We start from the raw sequence: 12,554 nt of genomic DNA, 5'->3' as shown, positions 1-12,554 counted from the left end.
GTGGGTATAATATGCAAAAAGAAATATGTTATTCATGTTAACACTATATAAATAGTATTTTAATCTTTGTTTATACTATAAAAAGTTGCGGCTTGGATAAATAAAGCTTAAAGTGCGCTATAGTCATATCTATATACCAGCTGCTTAGCTATTTTATGTTACTTTATTCCAATTTAAGGCTATGAAAGTGGTATATTGATAGGGCCAGCTGCCCATTTATAAAGCAACTTTCTTATATTTGATGAGAAGGCATCTCATAACGGATTATTACTCTTGAATCTACAGGTTTTACAATGAAAAATAGAATCAATAAAAATACTTCAGTAAATACAAAGTCATATTACAATGAACAACAAATTGTCAGAGTACTAGATTCTTATGTAATAAGTAAAAGTTTAAGGTATTTGATTGATGGAAACGAGCTAGTTACATCGTTATTTCAAAGCAAATCAAATCTAATGTCCATCAGCAAGGAAGCAGGGATATTGGTTAGAGCAGATGGAGAAATATATTTAAATAAATCTTCAAGTAGTATTTCTATTTGCGGTCTTGTTGATCATATGTCACTTGCGGGGTCACTCGGGGGATATAGCGCTATAACACATGATTTAAAAATAGCGCTTGAACAAGTTCTAGAGAATAAAGAGAAAATCACAAAACACACAGTAATTTTTCCATATCACATCACTGCTATTCATTGGGTTCTTGGAGAGATACAGCTAAATTTTGACAAAAATACGCATAATCTTATTACTGCGAATTTGAATATTTATAATTCATTGAAGAGCGAAAAAAATACCATCCAATGGAATGTAAAGAAGGAAATTAGTGACTTAATAAAAAATCTGTTTGCATGTCCAGAGTTAGAGCTGATCATCGACTTGATATTTACTGGTCAGCAAGATGATGTGTTTTCATGTGGTGCTATCGGCGCTGAAAATGGCAAAGGAATTATAGATGGAGATATTCAATCGAAACTAAAGATTAATTATCATTCTGATAACGCTACATTGCTAAGAATACGGCATATTCGGGAGGTGAATTGCGAGAGATTTGATGATATGCAACTTGCTGATGAGCAGTGGCAGAATCCAGAATTTCAGGCCGATCAATCATATTTAAAAAAAATAATATCAGCATTAGAAAAAAGCAAGTTAGATATAGTCGAGATTTTGCAGAAGCATGATGCTATATCGTTTGGAAAGTTTATTAAGTCGAGTAAAGCTAAGATAGGAGATAATAGACCTCTTGCATAACCATATAAATTGATTAAAATCCTTGATTTTATCAAGGATAACATGAAGTTTGAAAACATCAAAGATGAATACGCAGAAGAGTTTCGCAGGCTTACTGGCATTAAACGAGGAACGTTTGAAGTTATACTAAGTATATTAAAAGAAGCTGAAGCTATTTTAAAGTCTCAAGGTGGAAAACCCAATAAATTGGCTTTAGAAGATCGATTACTCATGACGCTTGAGTACTTGCGTGAATACAGGACATATTTTCATATTTCCCGCAGTTATGGAATAAGTGAAAGTGCCTGTTATCGTAATATACGTTGGATTGAAGATACTCTAATTAAAGATAAACGATTTTCACTACCTGGACGTAAAGCATTACTAAAAAGCGATTCTGAATACGAACTTGTGTTAATTGATGCTACTGAAACACCGATAGAACGACCTAAAAAAAACAGAAGCACTTTTATTCGGGAAAAAAGAGGCGACATACTCTAAAAACTCAGCTTATTGTGGATAAAAGGAAAAAAGAAATCATTTGCACTAATTTTTCTAATGGCAAGCGTCATGATTTCAGGTTATTTAAAGAATCCGGAGTTCACATCCACCCTGAGATTAAAGTTCTTACAGATACTGGTTATCAAGGCATTGATAAGTTGCATTATAATTCAGAGTTACCAAAGAAAAAGACAAAAAAGCGACCACTAAGCAGGAAAGATAAAAAGAAAAATCGTCAATTGTCTAGTGAACGTGTTTTAAATGAAAACGTCATAGGCATGATCAAACGATTTAAAATTATCGCTGATCGTTATAGGAACAGAAGAAAACGATTCGGTTTAAGGTTTAATTTACTTGCTGGTATCTATAACTTTGAGCTTTAAATAGGTTATGCAAGAGGTCTAATGAGGATATTCTCTTTAGTTTGTTATTTAAGAATGAAGCTGGGGAATGGCATGATGATGCACTGAATACCTTGTGGCTCGCTTGTCAGCACTTGGCAAAAAGAAATGAAGTCAATACGGAAAAGGATGATAGCATAGGCAGAGTTGGTGATAATAGATTGAAGGTGACCTCAATCACTTCAGATCACAATATTGATGGCAACAAGATTAAAAAAGTTGAGGTCTCTCTCCAAAATGTGAAAAAGCAAGATTTTATGGGATCTGAAATCCTATAACGCCAATTCTGGATAAGGCTATATTTTACAAGGGATGAAAGTTAAAATTTAAAGATGGTTTGTTTTTCTTGAAGGCATAAGCAACAAGAGCAGCAAGAATATTAACAAATGCGTTAATAGGAGATCTGTGCCTTGTATGCTCGATATTCATTTTATTTTTTAAATAATCGAATACAGTTTCTATTATAGTTTGTTTTCGGAGTAAAATTTTATCTCTGAGGGTCATTAATTTGTTTTGCATGTTTTTTCTTATGCTATGCACCATTTTAAGACCTCTTTCATACAAATTGAGAAACAGATTTTGCTTTATATAGCCTTTATCTACGTAAACTGTACCAAGCAAATCTTTTGTTAATTTGGGAACTGGGACTCTATCATCTACATTTCCTTTTGTGATCTGCAAAGCAACAAATTCGCCTTTTTCATTGATAATTAAATGTAATTTAAATCCATAAAAATAACCCATGGTGGACTTGCTATATTTGGCGATGCCTTTAAAAACTTTATTACTAGATTGTCTTTTTGCGTGACAAACTTTAATCGGCGTAGAATCCATAAAATACACACCTGTTTTCTCGCCGAATAATAAGTGCAGGAGTATATTTAATGGCATAAAAAGTCTTGTCATCAGCGCAATAAAGCGATTATAGCTTACAGCTTTTGGGAAATCATTCTTATGAAGATATTCCACATATGTTTTATAAAAATACTTAAAATTCTTTGAATGCGATGTGTGATACATTATCACAATTGTCAGCATTTCACTAAGGCTCATTGAGCATAAACGATTCCTCTGAGCAAAAGACGGCAATAACTTGCTCTTCTCATGCGCAGAATAAATTTTGCAAAAATCATCTACAAAACAATATAATTCTGTTATATCTTTCTTCATACCTGTGCCATGCTTCTTCTATAAAAAAATTATGTAGCACAGGTATTATCTATTGTATACCTACCTTATATAACTTCCAAAAAATATAGCCTTATCCAGAATTGGCTTTATATAAAAAGGGCTCAGTAGATGCTGTATTCTTAAAACAAGAGAATCTTGTAGAAGAGACAAAACCTAAATCTCAACATAAAGAGATTGAAAAAGAGAAACAAGAAATTAATCAAGGAGAACAAGCATTTAATGCAAAATTAAAATACTCTGATACGGCTCTAAAAGGGTTGCAGTCCAAAGAAACAGTCCGTTATATGTCTTCAAAAGAGTTACAGTCCATATATACAGATTTAAATATAAGTTATAAGATAGTTCCTGACACTATGTCTAAAATAGTGCGGAATATTGATGAGTATGCAAGCACTATACTTGAGAATGAGTCGTTTAAAGCATTAACTCAAAAAGAACAAGAGCAGTATAAATCACTTTTATTTAAGAAAAATTACTATGAAAATACAGTGCTTGGCAATACAGTGCTGCACTGGGCCGCGAGGTATAATCAAGACATATTTCAACTCTTAGTAGACAAATTCAAAGGAAACGTGCTTGAGGTGAAAAATCGTGATTGCCTCACAGCGCCGCACTTTGCTGCTAAGTATAATCCAGCGTCACTTAAAATCTTGATCGATGAGTTCAAAGAAAAAGTGCTTGAGGCGCGAGATAAATATGGCTGCACAGTGTTGCATTTTGCTGCTAAGTATAATCCAGACTCACTTAAAATCTTGATCGATGAATTCAAAGAAGAAATACTAAAAGTAAAAGATGTCTATAAGGTTACAGCGCCGCACTATGCTGCGATATATAATCCAGCGTCACTTAAAATCTTGATCGATGAGTTCAAAGAAAAAGTGCTTGAGGCGCGAGATAAATATGGCTGTACAGCGTTGCACTTTGCTGCTAAGTATAATCCAGCTTCACTTAAACTCTTACTAGATGAGTTCAGAGGAAACAAACTCTTCGCAGATAAGCTCGAAGACATAGTGCTTCAAGCGACAAATATATATGGCGACACAGCGTTGCGAATTACTATTAGTAATAATCCAGCATCGCTTAAAATCTTGATCGATGAATTCAAAGAAAAAGTGCTTGAGGCGCAAAATGAAAATGGCGGTACAGCGTTTCACCTGGCCGCTCATTATAATCCAGCCTCACTTAAAATCTTGATCGATGAATTCAAAGAGAAAGTACATGAGGTAAAAAATGAACATGGTGATACGGTGCTGCACTTTGCTGCGAAGCGTAATCCAGCCTCACTAGAAGTCTTGCTAGATGAATTGAAAGAGAAGGTGCTAGAGGAGAATGGCAAAACAGCTTTATACTCTGCTGCGCAGGATAATCCAGCCTCGCTTAAAATCTTGGCAAATGCGTTCAAAACGAAATTACAAGAAGTGCGCGATAGATATGGTGGCACACCACTGCCATGTGCTGCTGCTAATAGTCCTGACGTTTTGAAAATGTTACTCGAGAGCAAAGTATTTAAAGCATTAACTAAAGAAGAGCGAAAATTACTATTCTTTGAGAAAAATAAGGATGGTGATACAGCACTGCACTATGCTGCTGCTAATAGCTCCAAAAGTTTAAAAATATTACTTGAGAGCGAAGCACTGCAAGAATTAGGTAAAGAGGGACAGAAATTATTTTTCCTTGAGAAAAATAACCATGGTGGTACAGTGCTGCACCGTATTGCTTCTAATAGCACTGAGAGTTTGAAAATATTACTTGAGAGCAAGGTATTTAAGGAGTTAGGGAAAGAAGAGCAGACATTACTATTACTTGAGAAAGATCAAAGTGGCGATACAGCACTACACTACGCTGCTACTTATAGAGTTGAAAGTTTACAAATGTTACTGGAGAGCGATGTATTTAAGGAATTAGGGAAAGAAAAGCAAAAATTACTTTTCCTTGAGAAAAATAAGGATGGCGATACAATACTGCACTATGCTGCTGCCAGTAGTCCAGAAAGTTTTCAAATATTACTTGAGAGCGAAGTATTTAAGGCGTTATGGAAAGAAGAGCAAAAATTACTTTTCCTTGAAAAAAATAATAGCGGCAATATAGTCCTGCACTATGCTGCTGCCAGTAGTCCAGAAAGTTTTCAAATATTACTTGAAAGTGAGGTATTTAAGGCGTTAGAGAAAGAAGAGCAAAAATTACTTTTCTCTGAACAAAATAACTATGGCAATATAGTACTGCACCATGCTGCTACTTGTAGAGCAGAAAGTTTTCAAATATTATTTGAGAGCGAAGTATTTAAGGCGTTAGAGAAAGAAGAGCAGAAATTACTATTACTTAAGAAAAATAATGATGGTCACACAGTACTGCATGATGCGGCTAAGAATCCGAAATGTTTAGAAATATTACTTGAGAGTGAGGTATTTAAGGCGTTAGGGAAAGAAGAGCAAAAATTACTTTTCTCTGAACAAAATAACTATGGCAATATAGTACTGCACCATGCTGCTGCTAATAACCATGAAAGTTTTCAAATATTACTTGAGAGCGAAGCGTTTAAATCTTTTAGTAGAGAAGAGCAGAAATTACTATTACTTGAAAAAAATAAAGATGGCGATACAGTGCTGTGCTATGCTGCCGTTTATAACTCCAAAAGTTTCAAAGTATTACTCGAGAGCGAGGTATTTAAGGCATTATGGAAAGAAGGGCAGCAAAGATTACTTTTCATAGAGAAAGATAATGATGACAAAACAGTATTGCATAGAGCGGCCGCTGCGAATTCGAAAAGTTTAAAAGTATTACTTGAGAGTGAGGCGTTCAAAGTTTTAAGTAAAGAAGAGCGGTATAAATTACTTTTCTTTGAGAAAGATATCTATGGCAAAACAGTACTGTATAGAGCCGCTTCTGATGACTCTGGCAGTTTCAAAGTATTATTTGAGAGCGAAGTGTTTCAGGCTTTAGGTCAGTTTGTACAACAAAATTTACTATTCTTTGAGAAAGATATCTATGGCATAACAATACTGCGCAAGGCTATTTATAGCTCAGAAAATTTTAAAGTGTTACTTAATAGTAAACATTTTAAGGCTTTAACTGAAGGAGGGCAGCGCAAATTACTCTTCTTTGAGAAAGATAAAGATGGCCAAACAATACTGCGAATGACTGCCACCTATAGCTCAGAAAATTTAAAAGTGTTACTTGAGAGTGAGCCTTTTCATGCTTTCATTACAAAAGAACAGTACAAATTGCTTTTCCTTGAGAAAAATCACTATGGTAAAACACTACTGCACTTGGCTGCTTCTAATAACTCAGAAAATTTAAAAGTGTTACTTGAACATGATCTATTTAAGGTTTTAGGTAAAGAAGAACAACACAAATTGCTTTTCCTTGAGAAAGATCAAAGCGGCAGAACAGTGTGTGACAATGCAAGTGGTTTGTCAAAAGATCTGCTTCTAAAACATAAAGCAGTACTATCTGGTAAAGGTGTTGTTGCTTCTTCTATAAATACTTCTCCAGAAGGTATACATGAGTCGTTCCTTAAATATTATGAAGAAGGAATTGATCAGTTATTACTGATGCGATTAAATGATCTTGCCATAGATTCTAAAATAGCAATATTAAAAGCAAATTATCTCTTGGAAACAGATACAGGTAGGATAGATAATTTGCTAGATGATATCATTGCTGAGTTAAATAGACAGAATGACTCAGCAAATGCAGAGTTAGAAACACAAAAAATATTAATCCCAATTAATATAGATAGAAAGCATTGGGTTGGTCTTGTTGTGAGCGCGAGTGGTGATTCTGTTGCGCTTGATTATGTTGACCCTGCAAATCACAAGATCAATAGTGCTTTTAAGTCCGCTCTAACTAGTACTTTAGAAAATACAGGATATAAAGTTACCTACAACCATGTAAGCGTTGAGGGGCAGAGATATGGTAACTGCGGCCCTGAGGTAATAGAAAACTTTATTTACTATTTAACAGGTCAAAGAGCTACTCAAGAAAATGCTGTTTATCTACACTCTTTGCTGCTTGAGAATTCCATGCTTAATCAATCTACGTCTGTAGATCAAATAGAGAGCAATAAGCGTATTATTGAATCTTTATCCAGTCAGATTGTAAGTGATAAAATAGACCTCTTGCATAACCTATTTAAAGTGTAGAAGTCAATATTTGATCTTACAGACAGTTATAAATTTTATATCTGCTTGTCAGTTAAGTTTTGACTGTCAGATATGTAACTGAGATACAAGATTTCATTATTCTTTTCCACAGCAAACTTTTTACTATCCAAAAAAGTTTGCATAGGAGTTTTTCCATAACAATATTTACCAGAATGAGGTCTTGCATTGTTGAAATGTTCTAACCAAATATCAAGATCTAATTGCAAATCATCTAATGCTGTATAAATCTTTTTACGCATAGCTGTATCAAAGAATTCTTGTTTCATAGTTTTATTAAAACGTTCACACATACCATTAGTCTGAGGTGAATATGCTTTAGTTGTAGTATGCTCTATACCTTCTATACTGAGAAATAACTCAAAAGCATGGTGCTCTATATTCCCTTTATATTCTCCTCCACGATCTGTAAGAATACGAAGCATTGGTATCCCTTGACTCTCATACCATGGTAACACTCGATCATTTAGCATATCAGCTGCAGTAATTGCAGTTCTTTCAGTATACAGTTTAGCATCAGCAAATCTACTGTAGCTATCAATAAACACCTGAGCATAAACCTTTCCTATCCCTTTGAAATTTCCTACATAATATGTATCTTGGCAACCTAGATAACCTGGATGTTGTGTCTCAATTTCTCCATGTGCTTCTTTTTCATTACTACGTTTCTCTAGTACTTGCAGCTGTGCTTCAGTCAAAATAATACCATCTTGGGCCATCTTAGCTTCTAATGCTTTCAATCTTTTATTGATATTATTTAAATCATTACGTAACCAAATTGACCTGACTCCACCAGGTGAGACAAGTATACCACTCTTCTTCAGCTCATTTGATACTCTAAGTTGTCCATATGCTGGGTACTCTATCGCCATATCAATTACTGCTTTTTCTACATTAGGATCTACTCTATTAGCCATTATTGGCTTCTTACGACTTATTTCGTATAGCGCTTCTTCTCCTCCTGTTTCATATAGTTCTTTAAATCTGTAATAGCTATCTCTACTATAACCCATTGCCTTACATGCAGATGATATACTACCAAGGCTTTTGGCCAATTCAAGTAAACCAATTTTAGGTTTGATTATTTTTTGATTTAAGTTCATTGCTTATCTCCATTTAATAACTAATTTAGTTTACCAAATGTAAGATAAAATATCGACTAATACATTTAAAGCTCAAAGTTATAGATACCAGCAAGTAAATTAAACCTTAAACCGAATCGTTTTCTTCTGTTCCTATAACGATCAGCGATAATTTTAAATCGTTTGATCATGCCTATGACGTTTTCATTTAAAACACGTTCACTAGACAATTGACGATTTTTCTTTTTATCTTTCCTGCTTAGTGGTCGCTTTTTTGTCTTTTTCTTTGGTAACTCTGAATTATAATGCAACTTATCAATGCCTTGATAACCAGTATCTGTAAGAACTTTAATCTCAGGGTGGATGTGAACTCCGGATTCTTTAAATAACCTGAAATCATGACGCTTGCCATTAGAAAAATTAGTGCAAATGATTTCTTTTTTCCTTTTATCCACAATAAGCTGAGTTTTTAGAGTATGTCGCCTCTTTTTTCCCGAATAAAAGTGCTTCTGTTTTTTTTAGGTCGTTCTATCGGTGTTTCAGTAGCATCAATTAACACAAGTTCGTATTCAGAATCGCTTTTTAGTAATGCTTTACGTCCAGGTAGTGAAAATCGTTTATCTTTAATTAGAGTATCTTCAATCCAACGTATATTACGATAACAGGCACTTTCACTTATTCCATAACTGCGGGAAATATGAAAATATGTCCTGTATTCACGCAAGTACTCAAGCGTCATGAGTAATCGATCTTCTAAAGCCAATTTATTGGGTTTTCCACCTTGAGACTTTAAAATAGCTTCAGCTTCTTTTAATATACTTAGTATAACTTCAAACGTTCCTCGTTTAATGCCAGTAAGCCTGCGAAACTCTTCTGCGTATTCATCTTTGATGTTTTCAAACTTCATGTTATCCTTGATAAAATCAAGGATTTTAATCAATTTATATGGTTATGCAAGAGGTCTAATAGAAAATATAGTAGACAGTGCTAAGGCTCAAGTTCCTTTGCCTATACTGCTGCAAACAGAACATACTGCATTAGTTGCGATTAGAGATCGTGCAGAGCCTCATGTTCTTTTGACAAGTAATTCAATTGATAAAGCTGATTCTACTTTTGTATTGGAAGGATTCTGGAATCCAGCAAAATACTTATTAGACCTCTTGCATAACCTATTTAAAGCTCAAAGTTATAGATACCAGCAAGTAAATTAAACCTTAAACCGAATCGTTTTCTTCTGTTCCTATAACGATCAGCGATAATTTTAAATCGTTTGATCATGCCTATGACGTTTTCATTTAAAACACGTTCACTAGACAATTGACGATTTTTCTTTTTATCTTTCCTGCTTAGTGGTCGCTTTTTTGTCTTTTTCTTTGGTAACTCTGAATTATAATGCAACTTATCAATGCCTTGATAACCAGTATCTGTAAGAACTTTAATCTCAGGGTGGATGTGAACTCCGGATTCTTTAAATAACCTGAAATCATGACGCTTGCCATTAGAAAAATTAGTGCAAATGATTTCTTTTTTCCTTTTATCCACAATAAGCTGAGTTTTTAGAGTATGTCGCCTCTTTTTTCCCGAATAAAAGTGCTTCTGTTTTTTTTAGGTCGTTCTATCGGTGTTTCAGTAGCATCAATTAACACAAGTTCGTATTCAGAATCGCTTTTTAGTAATGCTTTACGTCCAGGTAGTGAAAATCGTTTATCTTTAATTAGAGTATCTTCAATCCAACGTATATTACGATAACAGGCACTTTCACTTATTCCATAACTGCGGGAAATATGAAAATATGTCCTGTATTCACGCAAGTACTCAAGCGTCATGAGTAATCGATCTTCTAAAGCCAATTTATTGGGTTTTCCACCTTGAGACTTTAAAATAGCTTCAGCTTCTTTTAATATACTTAGTATAACTTCAAACGTTCCTCGTTTAATGCCAGTAAGCCTGCGAAACTCTTCTGCGTATTCATCTTTGATGTTTTCAAACTTCATGTTATCCTTGATAAAATCAAGGATTTTAATCAATTTATATGGTTATGCAAGAGGTCTATTAGATAAATTAGATATTCAGTGGCAACTTAAGAAAATAATCTATCGCGCTGATGTTGCTCGCTTCAATGAGATTTTAAATAATAATAATGTTAAGTACTCTATTGATATTTTAAAAGATCATGGCGCCTTTAGAAGAGAACTACTGGGCCCACTGCATCCAGATAAAGTAGGCAATTCTAAGGATTTTCTATTTATCAATGCTTTAAGAGAGAAGTTTAAAGCTGATATCAATGTTCAGGAAGTTGCGCAGGAATTTTTATATAAGACAACTACAGGATTTAAAATATTGAATACAGTAGTAGACTCCGCAAGATTGATGCGCACGCCTACACAAGACAATATGAAGAAGGTTTTATTGGACTCAGCGCAGCTTTATGGTCTGTATTCTAGAGTCAATTTTTACTCTACTGCTATTAATGCGATAGATGCTGCGCACTACTTGTATCTTGGTCAATATGAGAAAGCTGCAGAGCATATTATGACAACAGTAGGTTTATATGGCGCTGCCTTATATTATAGGACTGTTTGGTATGCCACACATTAGCCTAGTATATAGTGCTGTTTCAAATGCGTACTTGTTTTATCTTGAAGTAAATAGTGAGGAAAGTTCAGTTGGTTATGTGAGTGATCTATCTGCACAATCGCTTTATATACAGGATTCGCATGATTTTTGGATTGATACAGAAGCGTAGGATGTAGTTTGATTGAGAATTACATCAGACGTTCATAAGAAGAATAAATATTAATTTAAGGACAGCTATAAGAAACGCTCTAGATATATTAGATAAACATAAATAGTTGATGTGATCTTGTTATGAAATTTACCTTTCTTTGCGTTATTTTTTGGTTGAGCTTAATATTGAATGCTTTTGTTCGTTATGCTCATCTGATTTTGCTAATATAGGATGTAATTACTTATTAATTACAGAAGCTTCGCATTGATATTGTAGAATATTATTAAAACATTTCAGTATGGAGTAATGACGCAGCAAATCACAAATGCAATTTCTGATTTATTGCTACAGATTCAACAAACTGGCGATACAGGTTCAGAGGAACAATCTATTGATATACATGAACAAGTTGATGCATTTGATATAGGTGAGGAGCTAATCATTTTGCACAGCTAGGTCGTCCACCCCCCAAAAATATGCATTGTAGCTTTTGAAATGCATTGATACAACTTTATATTCATTCTCTGGCTCCGGAAGTTGTGCTCTGATGCAAAACTAGCTATGAAGGCTTGGGTACTAAAGGAATCCCATCAGAAACCGTATTTTATAGCACATCCGCCAAAAATTTATTTGCGCAGCAAATCAATTTTTGTGGAGTAGACTACATATGCACTTGACCATTTTTAATAGTCAAAATTAGGTCCGCGTTTTGTATTGTGCTCAGTCTGTGTGCTATAATAATCTGTGTAATCCCTAGTTTTCTAATATTTTTAGAGATTAAATACTGCGAATGATTATCAAGCGCTGAAGTGGCCTCATCTAATAGCAATACTGTAGGATTGCATGCTATCGCTCTTGCTATCATCAACTTTTGTCTTTGTCCGCCTGATAAAGTAGATCCTCTTTCGCAAACTATAGTATCCATGCCCATGGGCATTTTTTTAATATCTTCCTCGAGGCATGCAATACTACTTATAATCCTTGCATCCTCAAGACTAATTTTGTTTGATGTTATAATATTTGTATATATGGTGCCTGGGATCAGTGTATGATTTTGTAGCACACTTCCAATCTGCGCTCGCAAGTTATAAATATCGAGGTTACTGAGATTGATGTTATCATAATAGATCTTTCCTGAATCAGCATTTTCAAATCCTAACAACAGCCTCAGGATTGTAGATTTGCCAGAACCGCTAGCTCCGATTATAGCAACCGTCTTACCACGCTTTACCTCAAATGAGACATTAGACCTCTTG

12 protein-coding genes and 1 pseudogene are annotated in these 12,554 nt (G+C 34.4%); 8 read left to right on the top strand and 5 right to left on the bottom strand.

Annotated elements, in window-relative coordinates; translation table 11 throughout:
* The first annotated feature begins 293 nt into the window (after positions 1 to 293).
* The 3 genes from AACL20_RS05040 (at position 294) to AACL20_RS05030 (ending at position 2,415) form a co-directional block, all read left to right on the top strand.
* Complete coding sequence (locus AACL20_RS05040; RefSeq protein WP_339051893.1) at positions 294 to 1,256, top strand: hypothetical protein; 963 nt, start codon at positions 294 to 296, stop codon at positions 1,254 to 1,256.
* Between the two features lie 42 nt (positions 1,257 to 1,298).
* A protein-coding gene (locus AACL20_RS05035; RefSeq protein ID WP_339051669.1) for an IS5 family transposase occupies positions 1,299 to 2,119 on the top strand; the annotation gives its coding sequence in 2 pieces (ribosomal slippage) (positions 1,299 to 1,686 and positions 1,686 to 2,119; 822 coding nt in all).
* Positions 2,120 to 2,160: 41 nt separating this feature from the next.
* On the top strand, positions 2,161 to 2,415 hold the full coding sequence (locus tag AACL20_RS05030; RefSeq protein WP_339051892.1) for a hypothetical protein: 255 nt from the start codon (positions 2,161 to 2,163) through the stop codon (positions 2,413 to 2,415).
* 25 nt (positions 2,416 to 2,440) lie between these two features.
* Here the strand turns inward: AACL20_RS05030 and AACL20_RS05025 are convergent, their stop codons facing one another.
* Positions 2,441 to 3,307 (bottom strand): IS982 family transposase, encoded by an 867-nt coding sequence (locus tag AACL20_RS05025; RefSeq protein ID WP_339051891.1) that lies wholly within the window; start codon positions 3,305 to 3,307, stop codon positions 2,441 to 2,443.
* A gap of 101 nt (positions 3,308 to 3,408) precedes the next feature.
* Between AACL20_RS05025 and AACL20_RS05020 the strand changes: the two genes are divergently transcribed.
* Positions 3,409 to 7,470 carry an ankyrin repeat domain-containing protein gene (locus tag AACL20_RS05020; protein WP_339051890.1) on the top strand — a complete coding sequence of 1,354 codons (4,062 nt, stop codon included), beginning with the start codon at positions 3,409 to 3,411 and terminating at the stop codon, positions 7,468 to 7,470.
* A 35-nt stretch (positions 7,471 to 7,505) separates the two neighbouring features.
* Here AACL20_RS05020 and AACL20_RS05015 read toward each other — a convergent pair whose 3' ends face one another.
* Both AACL20_RS05015 and AACL20_RS05010 read right to left on the bottom strand, forming a co-directional pair.
* On the bottom strand, positions 7,506 to 8,591 hold the full coding sequence (locus AACL20_RS05015; RefSeq protein WP_339051889.1) for an IS481 family transposase: 1,086 nt from the start codon (positions 8,589 to 8,591) through the stop codon (positions 7,506 to 7,508).
* Between the two features lie 65 nt (positions 8,592 to 8,656).
* Positions 8,657 to 9,477 (bottom strand): IS5 family transposase gene (locus AACL20_RS05010; protein WP_339051669.1). Its coding sequence is split into 2 segments (ribosomal slippage): positions 8,657 to 9,090 and positions 9,090 to 9,477, totalling 822 coding nucleotides; the frame shifts between segments, so codons are not numbered across the junction.
* Here AACL20_RS05010 and AACL20_RS05005 point away from each other — a divergent pair.
* Positions 9,476 to 9,781 (top strand): hypothetical protein, encoded by a 306-nt coding sequence (locus AACL20_RS05005; RefSeq protein ID WP_339051888.1) that lies wholly within the window; start codon positions 9,476 to 9,478, stop codon positions 9,779 to 9,781. The two genes, AACL20_RS05010 and AACL20_RS05005, sit on opposite strands and share 2 nt — an antisense overlap.
* Here AACL20_RS05005 and AACL20_RS05000 read toward each other — a convergent pair.
* Positions 9,744 to 10,564, bottom strand: a protein-coding gene (locus tag AACL20_RS05000) for an IS5 family transposase (protein ID WP_339051669.1) whose coding sequence is annotated in 2 segments (ribosomal slippage) — positions 9,744 to 10,177 and positions 10,177 to 10,564 — 822 coding nt in all. Because the reading frame shifts where the segments join, the coding sequence is not laid out codon by codon here. The two genes, AACL20_RS05005 and AACL20_RS05000, sit on opposite strands and share 38 nt — an antisense overlap.
* Between AACL20_RS05000 and AACL20_RS04995 the strand changes: the two genes are divergently transcribed.
* The 3 genes from AACL20_RS04995 (at position 10,563) to AACL20_RS04985 (ending at position 11,754) form a co-directional block, all read left to right on the top strand.
* Entirely contained in the window at positions 10,563 to 11,168 is a 606-nt protein-coding gene (locus tag AACL20_RS04995) for a hypothetical protein (RefSeq protein WP_339051887.1), read from the top strand. The genes AACL20_RS05000 and AACL20_RS04995 overlap by 2 nt on opposite strands.
* Complete coding sequence (locus AACL20_RS04990; protein WP_339051886.1) at positions 11,155 to 11,316, top strand: hypothetical protein; 162 nt, start codon at positions 11,155 to 11,157, stop codon at positions 11,314 to 11,316. Before AACL20_RS04995 ends, AACL20_RS04990 begins: the two co-directional genes overlap by 14 nt.
* A 288-nt stretch (positions 11,317 to 11,604) precedes the next feature.
* Positions 11,605 to 11,754, top strand: a complete 150-nt coding sequence (locus AACL20_RS04985) for a hypothetical protein (RefSeq protein ID WP_339051885.1) — start codon at positions 11,605 to 11,607, stop codon at positions 11,752 to 11,754.
* A 205-nt stretch (positions 11,755 to 11,959) separates the two neighbouring features.
* On the opposite strand, the pseudogene AACL20_RS04980 reads toward AACL20_RS04985, so the two are convergent.
* Positions 11,960 to 12,532, bottom strand: a pseudogene (locus AACL20_RS04980) (ATP-binding cassette domain-containing protein); the annotation flags it as partial.
* Positions 12,533 to 12,554 lie beyond the last annotated feature (22 nt).

Source organism: Candidatus Lariskella endosymbiont of Epinotia ramella (assembly GCF_964019805.1).
GTDB lineage: Bacteria > Pseudomonadota > Alphaproteobacteria > Rickettsiales > Midichloriaceae > Lariskella.
Note: the sequence above shows the minus strand (reverse complement) of the source record. Positions and strands in the feature narration are given on the sequence as shown.

Coding starts and splice junctions, on each gene's coding strand:
- AACL20_RS05040 (WP_339051893.1), top strand. CDS start 294: ATGAAAAATAGAATCAATAAAAATACTTCAGTAAATACAAAGTCATAT.
- AACL20_RS05025 (WP_339051891.1), bottom strand. CDS start 3,307: ATGAAGAAAGATATAACAGAATTATATTGTTTTGTAGATGATTTTTGC.
- AACL20_RS05015 (WP_339051889.1), bottom strand. CDS start 8,591: ATGAACTTAAATCAAAAAATAATCAAACCTAAAATTGGTTTACTTGAA.
- AACL20_RS05005 (WP_339051888.1), top strand. CDS start 9,476: ATGTTATCCTTGATAAAATCAAGGATTTTAATCAATTTATATGGTTAT.
- AACL20_RS04995 (WP_339051887.1), top strand. CDS start 10,563: ATGTTATCCTTGATAAAATCAAGGATTTTAATCAATTTATATGGTTAT.
- AACL20_RS04990 (WP_339051886.1), top strand. CDS start 11,155: ATGCCACACATTAGCCTAGTATATAGTGCTGTTTCAAATGCGTACTTG.
- AACL20_RS04985 (WP_339051885.1), top strand. CDS start 11,605: ATGACGCAGCAAATCACAAATGCAATTTCTGATTTATTGCTACAGATT.